A 16,176-nucleotide genomic window follows, 5' to 3' on the forward strand; every position below is an offset into this window, starting at 1 on the left:
GTCCGGCGCGATAATCCGCCTTCCCCGGCCGCTCCGAGCCGGGCTCCTGCCGAACCGTCATGAACCCCAGCTACAAACCCAGCGACGTCGAGTCCGCTGCCCAGGCGCAATGGAGCGCCGCCGATGCCTACCGCGTCACCGAGGACGCGAGCCGTAAAAAGTACTACGCCTGCTCGATGCTGCCGTACCCCAGCGGCAAGCTGCACATGGGCCATGTGCGCAACTACACCATCAACGACATGCTCACGCGCTACCTGCGCATGAGCGGCTACAACGTGCTCATGCCCATGGGCTGGGACGCCTTCGGCCTGCCGGCTGAAAACGCGGCGCTCAAGAACGGCGTGCCGCCGGCCAAGTGGACGTACGAGAACATCGACTACATGCGCGGACAGCTCCAGGCCATGGGCCTGGCGATCGACTGGAGCCGCGAGATTGCCACTTGCGACCCGAGCTACTACAAGTGGAACCAGTGGCTGTTCCTGAAGATGCTCGAAAAGGGCATTGCCTACCGCAAGACCCAGGTCGTCAACTGGGACCCGGTCGACCAGACCGTGCTCGCCAATGAGCAGGTGATCGACGGCAAGGGCTGGCGCACCGGCGCCACGGTCGAGCGCCGCGAGATTCCGGGCTACTACCTGAAGATCAGCGACTACGCCGAAGAACTGCTCGAGCACACCCAGCACAAGCTGCCGGGCTGGCCCGAGCGCGTCAAGCTGATGCAGGAGAACTGGATCGGCAAGAGCGAAGGCGTGCGCTTCGCCTTCACGCACGGCATCAAGGACGCGAGCGGCCAGCTGATCCAGGACGGCCGCATGTACGTGTTCACCACGCGCGCCGACACCATCATGGGCGTTACCTTTTGCGCCGTGGCGCCCGAGCATCCGCTGGCCGCGCACGCCGCCACGCTCGACCCGAAGGTTGCGGCCTTCATCGAGGAATGCAAGTCCGGCGGCACCACCGAGGCCGAGCTCGCCACGCAAGAAAAGAAGGGCGTGCCCACGGGCCTCACCGTGACGCACCCGATCACCGAAGAGCAGGTGCCTGTGTGGGTGGGCAACTACGTGCTCATCAACTACGGCGACGGCGCCGTGATGGGCGTGCCCGCGCATGACGAGCGCGACTTCGCCTTTGCCAACAAGTACGGCATCGAGATCATCCAGGTGGTGCTGGTCGACGACGAGCCGCACTTCGACTATCACAAGTGGCAGGACTGGTACGCCGACAAGCAGCGCGGCGTCACCATCAACTCCGACAACTTCAGCGGCATGACCTACAAGGAGGCCGTGGCCGCCGTGGCGCATGCACTTGGCCAGAAGGGCCTGGGCGAGATGCAGACCACCTGGCGCCTGCGCGACTGGGGCGTGAGCCGCCAGCGCTACTGGGGCACGCCGATCCCGATCATCCATTGCGACGAACACGGCGCAGTGCCGGTCCCCGAGAAGGACCTGCCCGTGGTGCTGCCAACCGATTGCGTGCCCGACGGTTCGGGCAACCCGCTGGCCAAGCACGAAGGCTTCCATGCCGGCGTGGTCTGCCCCGTGTGCGGCAAGCCCGCGCGGCGCGAGACCGACACGATGGACACCTTCGTCGACAGCTCGTGGTACTTCATGCGCTATTGCGACCCGAAGAACGACCAGGCGATGGTTGCCGAGGGTGCCAACTACTGGATGCCGATGGACCAGTACATCGGCGGCATCGAGCACGCGATTCTTCACCTGCTGTATGCGCGCTTCTGGACCAAGGTGATGCGCGACCTGGGCCTCGTGAAGGCCGATGAGCCCTTCAGCAAGCTGCTTACGCAGGGCATGGTGCTGAACCACATCTACTACCACCGCGACGAAAAGGGCGGCAAGAACTACCACCCGCCGCTGGAGGTGACGCCCGTGCTCGACGCGCAGGGCCGCATCGTCGGCGGCACCACCGCAGACGGCATGAAGGTCGAGTACGGCGGTGTCGGCAAGATGGGCAAGAGCGAGCGCAACGGCGTCGACCCGCAAGACCTGATCGAAAAGTACGGCGCCGACACTGCGCGCCTGTACACCATGTTCACCGCGCCGCCGGAAGCCACGCTCGAGTGGAACGACGCGGCCGTCGAAGGCAGCTACCGGTTCCTGCGCCGGGTGTGGAACTTCGGCGCGGCGCAGGCCGACGTGCAGCCGGTGGCCCTTGGCGGCCAGTCTTTCGGCAAGAACGCCCAGGCGCTGCGCCGCGAGGTGCACACCGTGCTGCGCCAGGTCGACTACGACTACCAGCGCATGCAATACAACACGGTGGTGTCGGGCGCAATGAAGCTGCTCAACGCGCTCGAAGGCTTCAAGCCCGACGGCAGCCCCGGCGACGCCGCCGCGCTGCGCGAGGGGTTCGGCATTCTGCTGCGCTGCCTCTACCCCGCCACCCCGCACATCGCATTCCAGCTGTGGCAGCAGCTCGGCTACGACAAGGAACTGGGCGGCCTGCTCGATGCGCCGTGGCCGGTGGTGGACCTGGCTGCGCTCGAGCAGGACGAGATCGAGCTCATGCTCCAGGTCAACGGCAAGCTGCGCGGCGCGCTGCGCGTGCCGGCGGGCGCCTCCAAGGCCGAGATCGAACAGCTCGCGCTTTCCTGCGACGACTTCGTCAAGTTCGCGGAAGGTGCGCCGGCCAAGCGCATCATCGTGGTGCCCGGCCGCCTGGTCAACGTGGTCATTTGAATAACGACACAAGCATGAACAATCGAATTGCCTCGCTGCCGCGCCGCAGCTTTCTACAGGGCCTTGCCGCCGCGGGCGCAAGCCTGGGGTTGGCCGGCTGCGGGTTCGAGCTGCGCAAGGCACCCGTGTTCGCATTCAAGACGCTGGCCGTGTCGGGCAATTCGGAGCTCATCAACCGGCTGCGCCGCGAAATGCGCGCCGCCGGCACGGTAACGCTGGTGCCGCCCACCGAGGCACAGAACGCCGACGCGATTCTCGAGATTCTCAACGAGAGCCGCGATCGCTTCGTGATCTCGACCAACTCGGCGGGCGCACTGCGCGAGCTGCAACTGCAACTGCGTGTGCGCTTCTCGCTGCGCACGCCCGGCGGCAAGGCCTTGCTGCCGGCAACCGAGGTTTCGCAGACGCGCGACCTGAGCTTCAACGAAACCAACGCGCTTGCAAAAGACGGCGAGGCCGAGCTGCTGTACCGCGACATGCAGGCCGACATTGCGCAGCAGCTGATGCGCCGCCTGGCTGCGGTCAAGGAACTCTAGGCACGAATCTGCGACTGCCGCGATCCCATGCAACTTGCCAGCGCCCAGCTCGGGCCCCATCTGCAAAAGGGGCTGAAGTCTCTCTACACGATCCACGGCGACGAGCCGTTGCTCGCGCAAGAGGCCGCGGATGCGATTCGCGCCGCGGCGCGCACCCAGGGTTATACCGAGCGCAGCTCTTACACCGTGGCCGGTGCGCACTTCGACTGGAGCGCGGTGCTTGCGGCGGGCGGTTCGCTCTCGCTCTTCGCCGACAAGCAGATCGTCGAGATCCGCATTCCCTCGGGCAAGCCCGGCAAGGACGGCAGCACGGCGTTGCAGCAACTGGCCGAGGCGGCGCAGGGCAACGACAGCACGCTCACGCTGGTGATGCTCCCGCGGCTGGACAAGGCCACGCGCACGGGCGCCTGGTTTTCGGCGCTCGAGAACAACGGCGTGAGCATCCAGGTCGATCCCATCGAGCGCGCCGCGCTGCCGCAATGGATTGCACAGCGCCTGGGCCTGCAGGGCCAGCGCGTGATGCCGGGCGATGAAGGCCAGCGCACGCTGCAGTTCTTTGCCGACCGCGTCGAAGGCAACCTGCTCGCTGCGCACCAGGAAATCCAGAAGCTCGCGCTGCTGCATCCGGCGGGCGAACTGAGCTGGGAGCAGGTCGAGGGCGCAGTCAACAACGTGGCGCGCTATGACGTGTTCAAGTTGTCGGAGGCCGTGCTTGCGGGCAATCCGCAGCGAGTGGCACGCATGCTCGACGGCCTGCAGGCCGAAGGCGAGGCCGAGGTGCTGGTGCACTACACGATTGCCGAGGACATCCGTGCGCTGAAGCGCGTCAAAGATGCGATGGCCTCGGGCCGCCCCCTGCCCATGGCGCTGCGCGAGAACCGCATCTGGGGCCCGCGCGAACGGGCTTTCGAGCGCGTGCTGCCCCGGCTTGACGATCGCATGCTGGCCCGGCTGCTGCGCGCTGCGCATGTGGTCGATGGCATCTGCAAGGGGCTCAAGCAGCCTGATTGGCCTGCTACTGGCTGGCAGGCGCTGCAGCGTCTGGCGCTGATGCTGTGCCGCGCCTGCAGCAGCGGCCCGGCTCCCTCTCGCTGAGAGAGAAAGGACAACACCAAGGGGTGCAAAGCCCGGGGTTGATCCAAATGCAGGAAAATGCCGACATGAACGCGTTCAACGTCAGCGAGCACATGCAGGCCCTCGGCCTGCAAGCCAAATCTGCCGCATTCCTCATGGCCCGTGCGGATGCAGCTACCAAAAACAGAGCATTGAAGGCCTTGGCCAAGCGCCTGCGCGAAGCCGGCCCCGGCCTTTCGGAGGCCAACCAGAGGGATCTGGAGCGTGCCACGGCCGCGGGGCTGTCGGCTCCGATGGTCGACCGCCTCAAGCTCACGCCCAAGGTCATCGAAACGGTGGCCCAGGGCTGCGAGCAGCTCGCCGGCATGGCCGATGTGATCGGCGAGATCATCGGCATGAAGCAGCAGCCCAGCGGTATTCGCGTGGGCCAGATGCGCGTGCCCATCGGCGTGTTCGGCATGATCTACGAGAGCCGGCCCAACGTGACCATCGAGGCTGCGAGCCTGGCCATCAAGAGCGGCAACGCAGCCATTCTGCGCGGCGGTTCGGAAGCCATCGAATCGAACAAGGCGCTGGCGCTGCTGGTGTCCGAGGCGCTGGCCGAAGCCGGCCTGCCGGTCGATGCAGTGCAACTGGTGCAAACCACCGACCGCGAGGCCGTGGGCCAGCTCATTGCCATGCCCGAGTTCGTGGACGTGATCATTCCGCGCGGCGGCAAGGGCCTGATCGAGCGCATCAGCCGCGACGCGAAGGTGCCGGTCATCAAGCACCTGGACGGCAATTGCCACGTCTACGTGGACGACTCGGCCGAATTTGAAATGGCGCTGCGCATCGTCGACAACGCCAAGACCCAGAAATACAGCCCCTGCAACGCGGCCGAAGGCCTGCTGGTGTCGGCGGCGGTGGCCGAAGACTTCCTGCCCCGCATCGGCGCCATCTTTGCAGCCAAGGGCGTGGAAATGCGCTGCGACCCGGTCGCGGCCCGCATCCTGCGCGCGGACGATGCCGCAGGTTCAAACGCAAGAATCGTCGATGCGGTCGAGTCCGACTGGTCCGAGGAATACCTTGCCGCCGTGATCAGCATCAAGGTGGTCGAAGGCGTCGACGAAGCCATTGCGCACATCAACCGCTACTCGAGCCATCACACCGACGCCATCGTCACGCGCGACCACGTGCATGCGCAGCGCTTTTTGCGAGAGGTCGATTCGGCCAGCGTCATGGTCAATGCGAGTACACGCTTCGCAGACGGTTTCGAGTTTGGCCTGGGGGCCGAGATCGGCATCAGCACCGACAAATTCCATGCGCGCGGACCGGTCGGCATCGAAGGGCTGACCTCGCTCAAGTACGTGGTGCTCGGGCAGGGCGAAGTGCGCACCTGAGACCTGGAAGGCGGCGGACTGAACCAAGTCCGGTATACGTAGTCTTGTCATTGGGGCGGCCACCCCCAAATCCTACAATTCCGCTATACCTTCAAGTACAAATCCAATAAGGCCGCCGCATGGTTCCGCATCTAGTCACCGCCCTGACCGGCCCGATCAACGAACTGGAGCAGCGGGTACTCGACTCCACGCCCGCCATCGAGCGCTGGTTCCGGCTCGAATGGATGGAGCACACGCCGCCGTTCTACAGCGCGGTCGACATCCGCAATGCCGGCTTCAAGCTTGCGCCGGTCGACACCAACCTTTTTCCGGGTGGCTGGAACAATCTCACCAAGGAAATGCTGCCGCTCGCGGTGCAGGCCGCGCAGGCCGCCATCGAGAAAATCTGTCCCGAGGCGCGCAACCTCCTGGTCATTCCCGAGAATCACTCGAAGAACACCTTCTACCTTGCCAACATTGCGCAACTGGTGCGCATCTTCCACATGGCGGGACTCAACGTGCGGGTGGGCTCCATCGACCCGGCGATCAAGTCGCCCAAGAAGATCGAGCTGCCCAACGGCGAAACCGTGTGCCTGGAGCCCGTGGTGCGCAGCAAGCGGCGCCTGGGGCTCAAGAACTTCGACCCCTGCACCATCCTGCTCAACAACGAGCTTTCGGCCGGCACGCCAGGCATTCTGGAAGACCTGCACGAACAGTACCTGCTGCCGCCGCTGCATGCCGGCTGGTCGGTGCGGCGCAAGAGCAACCACCTGCACAGCTATGAAGAGCTTTCCAAGCGTTTCGGCAAGCTGCTGGGCATCGACCCCTGGCTCATCAACCCCATCTATGCGCGCGCCGAAGGCATCGACTTTGCCGAAGGCCGCGGCATCGACGTGCTGACCAGCCATGTGGACGCCGTGCTGACCAAGGTGCGCCGCAAGTACAAGGAATACGGCATCAACGAGAAGCCCTTCGTGATCGTCAAGGGCCATACCGGCAGTGACGGCCCGGGCGTGATCACGGTGCACGACGCGAAAGAGGTCGAAGGCCTCGTCGGAAAGCCGCGCGCCGCAGCCGGCAGCAAGGCCGCCGCGGCCAGGGAACTGCGCGGGCCCGGCGAGGTGATCGTGCAGGAAGGCGTGCTGACCAACGAGCGCGTGCACAACGGCGTGGCCGAACCGGTGGTCTACATGATGGACCGCTACGTGGTGGGCGGCTTCTACCGCGTGCATGCCGAGCGCGCCCCGGACGAAAACCTGAAGTCTCCCGGCGCGAGCTTCGTGCCGCTGGCTTTTTCGGAAAGCGCGCATCTGCCGCAGCCCGGCGCCAAGCCCGGCGCGAGCGCACCCAACCGCTTCTACATGTATGGCGTGGTGGGCCGCCTGGCCATGGTGGCAGCCAGTTACGAGATGGAAGCCACAGATCCGGACGCTGAAATCTACGAATGATTTCCCGGGGCGGCTTGCGGCAGGGGCAGGCGGCGGCAAAATAGCGGCCCCACAGTAAAGGAAACAAAAGGGCGGAGGGTGCGCGAAGCGGCTGGATACGCCACCGCGGCAGCACTCCGTTGCGTGTGACGTCTTGTTACGCGCTTGCAGTCCGTTCTTTTTCCCATCGACTTCGTGTCACCTCCCAAATCTTCTTCCGCCGCCGCCTTGATCATCGGCACCATCGGTGTCGTCTATGGCGACATCGGCACCAGCGTGCTGTATGCAGTCAAGGAAGTGTTCGGCCACGGCCATCTTCCTTTCACCGTCGAGAACGTCTACGGCATCCTGTCGATGTTCTTCTGGACGCTCACCGTCATCGTCTCCATCAAGTACGTGGTGCTGGTGCTGCGGGCCGACAACGAAGGCGAGGGCGGCCTGGTCGCCATGCTGGCCCTGGCGTCGCGCGCGGTGGCCGACAAGCCCAAGCTGCGCAACGTGCTGCTGCTGGTGGGCATCTTCGGCACCTCGCTTTTCTATGGCGACGGCGTCATTACGCCCGCCATTTCGGTGCTTTCGGCGGTCGAGGGCCTCGAAGTGGTGTCGCCCCACTTCAAGCACTATGTGCTGCCGGTCACGCTGGTGGTGCTGTTCGGCCTGTTCGTGGTGCAAAAGCGGGGCACTGCGGGCATCGGCAAGTTCTTCGGCCCGATCACGCTGGTGTGGTTCCTGGCCATTGCCGTGCTCGGCGTCTCGCAAATCATTCACCACCCCGAAATCCTCAAGGCGCTGAACCCCTGGTTCGCGCTGAAGTTCATGTGGGACAACCCGGGCACCAGCTTCATCCTGCTGGGCGCCACGGTGCTGTGCGTGACGGGTGCCGAGGCGCTGTATGCCGACCTGGGCCACTTCGGCAAGCGGCCGATTCGCCTGGCGTGGTTCACGGTGGTGATGCCGGCGCTCACGCTCAACTACTTCGGCCAGGGCGCATTGCTGCTCGAGAACCCCGACGCAGTGAAGAACCCGTTCTTCATGATGGCACCTGAATGGGCGCTCATTCCGCTGGTGCTGCTGGCTACGGCGGCCACCGTCATCGCGTCGCAAGCGCTCATTACCGGCGCCTTCAGCGTCACGCGCCAGGTGATCCAGTTGGGTTACCTGCCGCGCCTGAACATCGAGCACACGAGCGTGCGCACGGCCGGGCAGATCTACATTCCGCTGGTCAACTGGGGCCTGTTCGTGGCCATCGTGCTGGCGGTTGTCATGTTCCGCTCGTCGAGCAGCCTGGCCGCCGCCTACGGCATTGCGGTAACCACCGACATGCTCATTACCACGGTGCTCACCTTCTTCGTGATCCGCTATGCATGGAAGCTGCCGCTGGCCCTGTGCATTGCGTCCACGGCCGTTTTCTTCGTGGTCGACTTCCTGTTCTTCGCATCGAACCTGCTCAAGCTCTTCGAAGGCGGCTGGTTCCCGCTGGTCATCGGCGGTGCAGTGTTCACCTTGATGATCACCTGGAAGGAGGGCCGCCGCCTGATGGGCGAGGTGCAGCGCGCCGATGCGATCGAGCTCAAGGCCTTTCTCGACTCGGTGTTCGAAAGCCCGCCCGCGCGGGTGGAAGGCACGGCGGTGTTCCTTACCGCCGAGCCGGGCGTGCTGCCCAATGCACTGCTGCACAACCTGAAGCACAACAAGGTGCTGCACGAGCAGAACATGTTCGTCACCGTGCGCAACCACGAAGTGCCCTGGATCCCGATGGACAAGCGCATCGAGATCGAGGCGCTCGGCCACCATTGCTGGCAGATCATCGTGCACTACGGCTTCAAGAACGACGTCGACCTGCCCCGCGCGCTCGACCATGCGCGCCTGCGCGGCTGCCAGCTCGAGCCCATGGCGACGAGCTACTTTCTCTCGCGCGACGTCGTCATTCCCACCCTCGGAAGCGGCATGGCGCCGTGGCGTGAAAAGCTGTTTGCGCAAATGCACCACAACGCGAGCGGCGCGGCCGCGTTCCTGGGGCTGCCGAACAACGCGGTGGTGGAGCTGGGCTCGAAGATCGAGATTTAAGGTGATGGCTCGGGCCGCCTGCGCCCGGCTGCCTCATTGACTGGTTACGCCTCAGCCGAGGCCCAGCATCTGCCCCAGGCTGCGCTGCGAGGCCGGGCGGTCGAGCGCGATGTTGCGCTCCAGCACCAGCAGGTGCTCTTCCATGAGCCGCACCGCGGTGTCGGCGTCGCCCCGCGCAATTGCGTCGACCACTTCGGCGTGTTCGTCGTGTTCGCAGGCGGCATTGCCGGGCGGCTCGTAGAGCGCAACGATCAGCGAGCAGCGCGACATCAGTTCCGTCAGGTAGCGCTCCAGGATCGGGTTGCGCGCGAGCCGGGCAACGCGCAGGTGGAACGAGCTCGCGAGCCGCGCCCACTCCGGCTGCGTGTAGCGGTGCATTGCCGCATGCTCTTCTTTCAGGTGCCGGCGCAGCTCGGCAATTTCGGCGCGGGTGGCATTGCGCACCGCCATGCGCACCAGCGCCGCCTCGAGCGCACGGCGAGCCTCGAAAATCTGCCGCGTTTCCTCGGGCGAGGGCATGGCCACGATGGCGCCGCGGTTCGGCCGCAACTCCACGATGTGATCGTGCGCAAGCCGCTGCAGCACCTTGCGCACCATTGCGCGGCTCACGCCGAAGAGTTCGCACAGCGATGCCTCGGGCAATTTGGTGCCGGGCGCAAGACGCTGGTGGGTCACGCCTTCGAACACCGAGCGGTAGATGCGCTCCTCGATGTCGCCATCGTCAGAAGCGGCGTCCTGCGCGGGCGGCCTTGCGGCGGTGGGTTTCAGCGAAGAAGGAGAGCGGGCCATGGGCAGGATGAGCAGGTCGACGCGCCGATTATCGAGCCCGCCTCAGTCGAACTCCCCGGGGCGCTGCCCGGCAAGCTGCGCAACGTGCGCAGCAATTGCACCCGGCGTGGTGAACCAGATCTCGCCTCGGTCGCGCGCGCGTGCAAGGTGCGCGAGCGCCGTGCGCAGATGCCGCAGCCGGTAAGGCTGGCCCACGATGTATGGATGCAGCGCGAGGCCCATCACCAGCGGCTGCGCGCGCGCCTGCTCGCGCATCTCGTCGAAGTTGTCGATCACCATGGCGCTGAAGTCTTTCGCATCCATCAGGCGGCCGACGATCATCGGAATGTCGTTGAGCTCCTGCGGGTAGGGCACCGACCAGATCGCGCCGCCTCCGCGCGTGCGCATTCGCACGGGCTGGTCGTCATGGCACCAGTTGAGCGTGTAGCCGTAGCCAGTCTCCGCAAGCAGGTCTGGCGTGAGCGCGCTTTCGGAGATCCACGGCGACAGCCATCCCGCCGGCGCCTGCCCGCTTTCGCGCAGCATGCGCTCGCGGCAGCGCACAAGCAATGCGCGCTCGTGGGCTTCATCCAGGGCGCCCTGGCGCTCGGCATTGCTGTGCCCATGCCCGATGAGTTCGTCGCCGCGCGCCACCAAGGCCTGCACCAGTTCTGGACAGTGGTCGTAGAGCGCGGTGTTCACCAGCGCACCCGTGGGCAGCCCGAGCGCATCGAAGAGCTCGAGGCAACGCCATGCGCCCACGCGGTTGCCGTACTCGCGCCAGCCGTGGTTCAGCACGTCGGGCTGCGGCGAGGCCGGGCCGATGCAGGCGCCGAGCCCGTCGCCGAACGCGAAGTGCTCGATGTTGAAACCCAGGTACACGGCAAGCCGTGCACCATTGGGCCACGCGTAGTCGGGCCGCCGCGTGATCGGCCGGTAGTCGAAGCGGCCGTGCGAGGGCAGCAACTCGGGCCAGCGCGTTGTCATGCGCCCTGCCTCACAGCACCGCAAGTCCGGCGCGCACCAGCAGCCACTCGGCGCTGTCGTTCCACACGTCCATCTGAACGATGAGTCCGTGGCTCACCACGTAGCGGTCGACATAGCGGTTGCCCTCGAAGGCCGTGCCGTCCGGCCATGCGCCATAGAGCGTGCCCAGGCTGTAGACCACGGATTCTTCCGGCGTGCCGCCGGCCACTACCTCGGTGCGCTCGATCTTCTTCTTGACCCATGCATAGCGCTTGGCATTGAAGGCCGAGGTGTCGCCGGGTGCCTGCATCGGGCGGTTGCCCGTAAAGCGGATGCGGATGCCGGGCGCGGTGTAGCGCGACGCCGATTCGGGGTCCGGAATCATCACCAGCCGAAGGAATTCGTCGACCACTGAAGCAGGGTCGGTAAGCGTGGGTGCGGTGCGTGTATCCATGAGGTCTCCATTGGTGGGCCATGGTGGTGCATGGCGAAAGGCGTGGAATCGGTGCAGCAATTCCCGTGCCGAATTGTCAACTTGGCAGATATCGAATTGTCGACAATATTGATGATGAATTGTTAACTTGGCATGGCGCTTGCATCCGGATCGAACCAGCCGCTTCGGCGGACGTCGATGCACCTTGTTGGGTGCCGCCCGTTGTTGTCCCCTTCGATCCAGGAGCTCGCCATGACCCGCACCATCCGCCTTCCCCGCCTGAGCCGCCGCTCGCTTTGCCTGGCCGCCGCTGCGGCCGCAACCGGCCTGGCTGCGGGCTCGGCCTTCGCTGCCGATCCGATCAAGATCGGCCTCGTTACCGCGCTCTCGGGCCAGTCGGCGTTGGCGGGCGAGGCCATCACGCGGGGCCTCACGGTCGCCATCGACGAGATCAACGCCAAGGGTGGCCTGCTTGGCGGGCGCAAGCTCGAACTGGTGCGCCGCGACGACGAGGCCAACCCCGCCAAGGGCGTGGTTGCCGCGCGCGAGTTGATCTTCAAGGAGAAGGTGGCGGTACTGTTCGGCGGGCTCGACACGCCCGTGTCGATGGCCATCGTGCCGATTGCCAACCAGGAGAAGACCCCGTTCATGGGCCCTTGGGCCGCTGGCACGCCAATCACCAAGAACGGCGCCAACCCAAACTACGCCTTCCGCGTGTCCGCGGTCGATGAGATCGTCAACGTCGGCATGCTCGACTACGCACAGAAGACCTTCAAGTCGAGCAAGTTCGGCATGATCCTGGTGAACAATCCTTGGGGCGAGTCGAACGAGAAGGGCTTGCACACCGCGCTCGCGGCCAAGGGCCTGAAGGCCGTGGGCGTTGAAAAGTTCGACGGCAACGACGTCGACGTGGTGCCGCAGCTCACGCGCCTGAAGGCCGCGGGCGCCGACACGCTCTTCATGGTGGGCAACGTCGGTCCCTCGGCCCAGGTGGTGAAGTCGCTCGACCGCATGGGCTGGCAAGTACCTATCGTTTCGCACTGGGGCCCTGCCGGCGGCCGCTTCACCGAACTGGCCGGCCCCAACGGCAAGAACGTGCACTTCGTGCAGACCTACAGCTTCTTCGGCAAGCAGTCGCCGGTCGGCGAGAAGGTGATTGCGGCGCTCAAGGCAAAGTACCCGGCGATCAAGGGCCCGGACGACATCACGCCGGCCGTGGGCGTGGCCAATGCCTACGACGGCATGCAGCTTGCCGCACTCGCAATCGCAGCCGCCGGCTCGACCGAAGGCGACGCAGTGCGCCAGGGCTTCTACAAGATCGGCAAGTACGAAGGCCTCATCAAGACCTACGACAAGCCCTTTTCGCCCGGCGTGCACGACGCGGTGACCGCGGGCGACTATGTGTGGGCGCAGTTCATCGACAACCGCATCCTGCCGGTGGGCATGGCCGCGGCTAAATGATGCTGCTGTCCGCATGGATCAGCGGGCTGGGGCTCGGCAGCATGTACGGGCTGGTCGCGCTCGGCTTCCACGTGACCTTCGCCGTCTCGGGCACGGTCAACTTCGCGCAGGGCAGTGCAATGATGCTGGGCGCGGTGTTCACCTTCTGGTTTGCGCAGACGCTGGGCTGGCCGATGCCGCTTGCGGTGCTGCTGGCGCTTGCGCTCTGCGGCGCCTACGGGCTCCTGGTCGAGTTTGCGGCGGTGCGGCCCTTCGCGAGCCGCGGTTCCGAAGCCTGGCTGATGGCGACCGTGGCGCTTGGCATGGTGGTCGACAACCTGGTGATGTTCACCTTCGGCAAGGAGCCGCGCAGCCTGCCTTCGCCGCTCGCCGTCACGCCGCTGCAGGTGGGCGAGGTGGGGCTTGGCGTGTATCCGCTTCAGTTGCTGATTCCGCTGGCCGGCCTCGCGCTTGCGGCGGTGCTGCACATGGTGGCGCGCCGCACGCGCTGGGGCATCGGCATGCTGGCCGTGGTGCAGAACCCCGCGGCCGCGCGGCTCATGGGCATTCCGATCCGCCGCGCAGTGGCTGCGGCCTTTGCGCTGTCGGCGGTGCTCGCGGGCGTGGCGGGCGTGCTGATCGCGCCGCTCTTCAACGTGCAGGCCGACATGGGCACGCTATTCGGGCTCAAGGCTTTCGCGGTCGCGATTCTCGGCGGCATTACAAGCGCATGGGGCGTGATGGGCGCGGGCCTGCTGTTCGGCCTGGCCGAGGCGCTGATCACCGCCACTCTCGGCTCGGGCTACACGCAGATCCTGACCTTCGGTCTTGTGATCGCGGTGCTGGCGCTGCGGCCCCAGGGGCTCTTCGGCCGCGCAGCGGTAAAAAAGGTATGAGCGGAACCGGCATGCGCTGGGCCGCGCTGGCAGGGCTCGCGGCGGCCATGGCGGCGGGTGTGGCGCTCGCGGCCACGGTCAACGGCTACTACGTCTTCGTGCTCGCCAACGTTGCGCTGTTCGCCATTGTGCGTCGGGCTCAACGTGCTGCTCGGCCTCACGGGGCAGATGTCCTTCGGGCATGTGGGCTTCTACGCCATCGGCGCCTACGCGGTCGCCATTCTCACGGGCAAGGCCGGTTGGAGCTTCTGGGCCGCCTGGCCTGCGGGCGCGCTGATCGCCGGCGGCATGGGCGCATTGCTCGCGTTGCCGGCGCTGCGGGCCAGAGGGCCGTACCTTGCGATGATCACCATCGCCTTCGGCTTCATCGTCGAGCATGCAATCGTCGAGGCGCGCGACCTCACGGGTGGGCAGAACGGGATCATGGGTATTGCGGGTCCGGTGCTCGGCGGCCTTGTGCAGGGCGAGCGCGCGGCGGCAATGCTCGCGGTGCTCACGGCAGGCGCGGCGGTCGCGGCCTTTGCGATGCTTTCGCGCGGCGGCTGGGGTGCTGCGATGCGCGCGGTGCGCGACAGCGAAACAGCAGCCGAATCGGTCGGCCTCGATCCGCTGCGCATCAAGACAGTGGCCTTTGCCATCTCTGCGCTCTGTGCCGGCGCGGCGGGCGGGCTGTTCGCGCCGCTCTCGGGCTTCGTCACGCCGCACACCTTCGGCTTCGGCCAGTCGATCCTGTTCGTGCTCGTGGTGATGATCGGCGGAGCGGGCTCCGTAGGAGGGCCGCTGGTGGGAGCGCTGGTCGTGGGCTTGCTGCCCGAGCTGCTCGCGAGCCTCGAGGAATACCGGCTGCTGATCTTCGGCCTGCTCTTGCTGGTCGTGCTGTGGGTTGCACCCGAGGGCGCAGCCGGGCTCTGGCGCCGCATCGCTTCCGGCATGGGCAAGCAGCCAGCAGAAGCGCCGCTTGCGGCAAGCGGAGATGCAGGCCTCGCGCCGCGCACAACGGGCACACCGATCCGTACCGAGGGCCTCACGATGCAGTTCGGCGGGGTGCGCGCGGTGGGCGACCTGGCCTTTGCCACGCAGCCTGGCGGCATCACCAGCCTGATAGGCCCCAATGGTGCAGGCAAGACCACGGTGCTGAACATGCTGAGCGGGTTCTACCGGCCCACTGGCGGTGGTTTTTGCCTGGGCGAGTCGGCCTTGCAAGGGCAGCGCGCCTATCGCATTGCGCGAGCCGGCGTGGCGCGCACCTACCAGACCTCGCAGCTCTTCGGCAGCCTCAGCGTCGAAGACAACGTGGCGCTCGCCCTGGGCCGCGGCACGCTCGGGCCGCTGCTCGGCGCGCGGCGCTTCCGCTCGTCGGCAGCGCGTGCCGAGGCGCGGAGGCTGCTTGCGTTCTGCGGCTATGCAGGGTCTGCAAAGGCGCGGGCCGCAGACCTCGCGCACGTCGACCGGCGCCTCGTCGAAATCGCACGCGCGCTGGCCACCGCGCCGCAAGCGCTCTTGCTCGACGAGCCCGCGGCCGGCCTTTCGCGCGAGGACAAGGCCCGCCTTGCGGCGCTGCTGCAGCGCATCGCAGCCGCGGGCATCGGCGTGCTGCTGGTCGAGCACGACATGGAACTCGTGATGGGCATCTCGGACCACATCGTGGTGCTGGACGCCGGCCGAAGGCTCGCCGTGGGCGGCGTGGCCGCGATACAGGCGGACCCTGCGGTGCGCAAGGCCTACCTTGGCGAAGCCATCGCGGCAGACGATGCGCCGGCAGACAGCCGGCAGCCGCGCCCGCCGCTTGACGCCGACGCGCCCGAGTTGCTAGGCGTTGGCGGCCTTGTCGCCGGCTACGGCGCGGAGCCGGTGCTGCACGGCATCGACCTGCGCGTGCGGCGCGGCGAACTGGTGGCGCTGCTCGGCGCCAACGGCGCGGGCAAATCGACCTTGATGCGTTCGCTCGCGGGCTTGCACCGGCCGGTGCAGGGCGGTATCCATATCGACGGCATCGAACTCGCGGGCCTGGCGGCCGAACGCATCGTGGCGCACGGCCTGGTGCTGGTGCCCGAAGGCCGGCAGGTGTTTCCCGAACTCAGCGTGCGCGACAACATCCGCTTGGGCGCCTTTCTCGACGGCCGCGACATCGAGGCGCGCACCGAGGCCATGCTCGGGCGCTTCCCGCGCCTGCGCGAGCGCCTGCACCAGCGGGCCGGCCTGCTTTCGGGCGGCGAGCAGCAGATGCTGGCGATTGCGCGCGGCCTGATGTCGAAGCCCCGCGTGCTGCTGCTCGACGAGCCCTCGCTGGGCCTGGCGCCGAAGATCATCGCCGAGCTGTTCAAGGCGCTCGACGCGCTGCGGGCCGAGGGGCTGACCGTGGTGCTGGTCGACCAGATGGCGGCACTTGCGCTGGCCCTGTGCGACCGTGCCTACGTGATCGAGGGAGGGCGCATCGTGGCCGAAGGCAGTGCGGCCGAGATCGCGGCCGACGGGGCGCTCGCGCGGGCTTACCTTGGGGCGAACTGAAAGGCAGCTTGGC

11 protein-coding genes and 1 pseudogene are annotated in these 16,176 nt (G+C 66.5%); 9 read left to right on the top strand and 3 right to left on the bottom strand.

Going from position 1 to position 16,176, the window contains the following annotated elements:
* Positions 1–59: 59 nt before the first annotated feature.
* The 6 genes from leuS (at position 60) to J2X67_RS10645 (ending at position 9,152) form a co-directional block, all read left to right on the top strand.
* Positions 60–2,690, top strand: coding sequence for a leucine--tRNA ligase (leuS, locus tag J2X67_RS10620; RefSeq protein ID WP_309952857.1), 2,631 nt, complete (start codon positions 60–62; stop codon positions 2,688–2,690).
* 14 nt (positions 2,691–2,704) lie between these two features.
* The gene (gene lptE / locus J2X67_RS10625) at positions 2,705–3,226 is read left to right on the top strand and encodes an LPS assembly lipoprotein LptE (protein WP_309952859.1); all 522 of its coding nucleotides are present in this window, start codon (positions 2,705–2,707) and stop codon (positions 3,224–3,226) included.
* A 27-nt stretch (positions 3,227–3,253) separates the two neighbouring features.
* Complete coding sequence (gene holA / locus J2X67_RS10630; RefSeq protein ID WP_309952861.1) at positions 3,254–4,321, top strand: DNA polymerase III subunit delta; 1,068 nt, start codon at positions 3,254–3,256, stop codon at positions 4,319–4,321.
* Positions 4,322–4,386: 65 nt separating this feature from the next.
* Positions 4,387–5,679, top strand: a complete 1,293-nt coding sequence (locus J2X67_RS10635) for a glutamate-5-semialdehyde dehydrogenase (protein WP_309952863.1) — start codon at positions 4,387–4,389, stop codon at positions 5,677–5,679.
* 119 nt (positions 5,680–5,798) lie between these two features.
* A complete protein-coding gene (gene gshA / locus J2X67_RS10640) occupies positions 5,799–7,106 on the top strand; it encodes a glutamate--cysteine ligase (protein WP_309952864.1) in 1,308 nt (435 codons plus the stop codon).
* Between the two features lie 174 nt (positions 7,107–7,280).
* Complete coding sequence (locus J2X67_RS10645; RefSeq protein ID WP_309952865.1) at positions 7,281–9,152, top strand: potassium transporter Kup; 1,872 nt, start codon at positions 7,281–7,283, stop codon at positions 9,150–9,152.
* A 51-nt stretch (positions 9,153–9,203) separates the two neighbouring features.
* Here J2X67_RS10645 and J2X67_RS10650 read toward each other — a convergent pair whose 3' ends face one another.
* The 3 genes from J2X67_RS10650 to J2X67_RS10660 are packed head-to-tail and all read right to left on the bottom strand — an operon-like array spanning position 9,204 to position 11,340.
* Complete coding sequence (locus J2X67_RS10650) at positions 9,204–9,941, bottom strand: GntR family transcriptional regulator (RefSeq protein ID WP_309952866.1); 738 nt, start codon at positions 9,939–9,941, stop codon at positions 9,204–9,206.
* A 42-nt stretch (positions 9,942–9,983) separates the two neighbouring features.
* Positions 9,984–10,907, bottom strand: a complete 924-nt coding sequence (locus tag J2X67_RS10655; RefSeq protein WP_309952867.1) for a polysaccharide deacetylase family protein — start codon at positions 10,905–10,907, stop codon at positions 9,984–9,986.
* Positions 10,908–10,917: 10 nt separating this feature from the next.
* Positions 10,918–11,340, bottom strand: a complete 423-nt coding sequence (locus J2X67_RS10660) for a nuclear transport factor 2 family protein (protein WP_309952868.1) — start codon at positions 11,338–11,340, stop codon at positions 10,918–10,920.
* Between the two features lie 231 nt (positions 11,341–11,571).
* Between J2X67_RS10660 and J2X67_RS10665 the strand changes: the two genes are divergently transcribed.
* The 3 genes and pseudogenes from J2X67_RS10665 (at position 11,572) to J2X67_RS10675 (ending at position 16,163) form a co-directional block, all read left to right on the top strand.
* A complete protein-coding gene (locus J2X67_RS10665; protein WP_309952869.1) occupies positions 11,572–12,780 on the top strand; it encodes an ABC transporter substrate-binding protein in 1,209 nt (402 codons plus the stop codon).
* Positions 12,777–13,655, top strand: a complete 879-nt coding sequence (locus J2X67_RS10670; protein ID WP_309952871.1) for a branched-chain amino acid ABC transporter permease — start codon at positions 12,777–12,779, stop codon at positions 13,653–13,655. The genes J2X67_RS10665 and J2X67_RS10670 overlap by 4 nt, the downstream gene beginning before the upstream one ends.
* 11 nt (positions 13,656–13,666) lie before the next feature.
* Positions 13,667–16,163, top strand: a pseudogene (locus J2X67_RS10675) (ATP-binding cassette domain-containing protein).
* Positions 16,164–16,176 lie beyond the last annotated feature (13 nt).

The organism is Variovorax sp. 3319 (genome assembly GCF_031456585.1).
In the GTDB taxonomy this organism is placed as follows: domain Bacteria; phylum Pseudomonadota; class Gammaproteobacteria; order Burkholderiales; family Burkholderiaceae_C; genus Variovorax; species Variovorax paradoxus_P.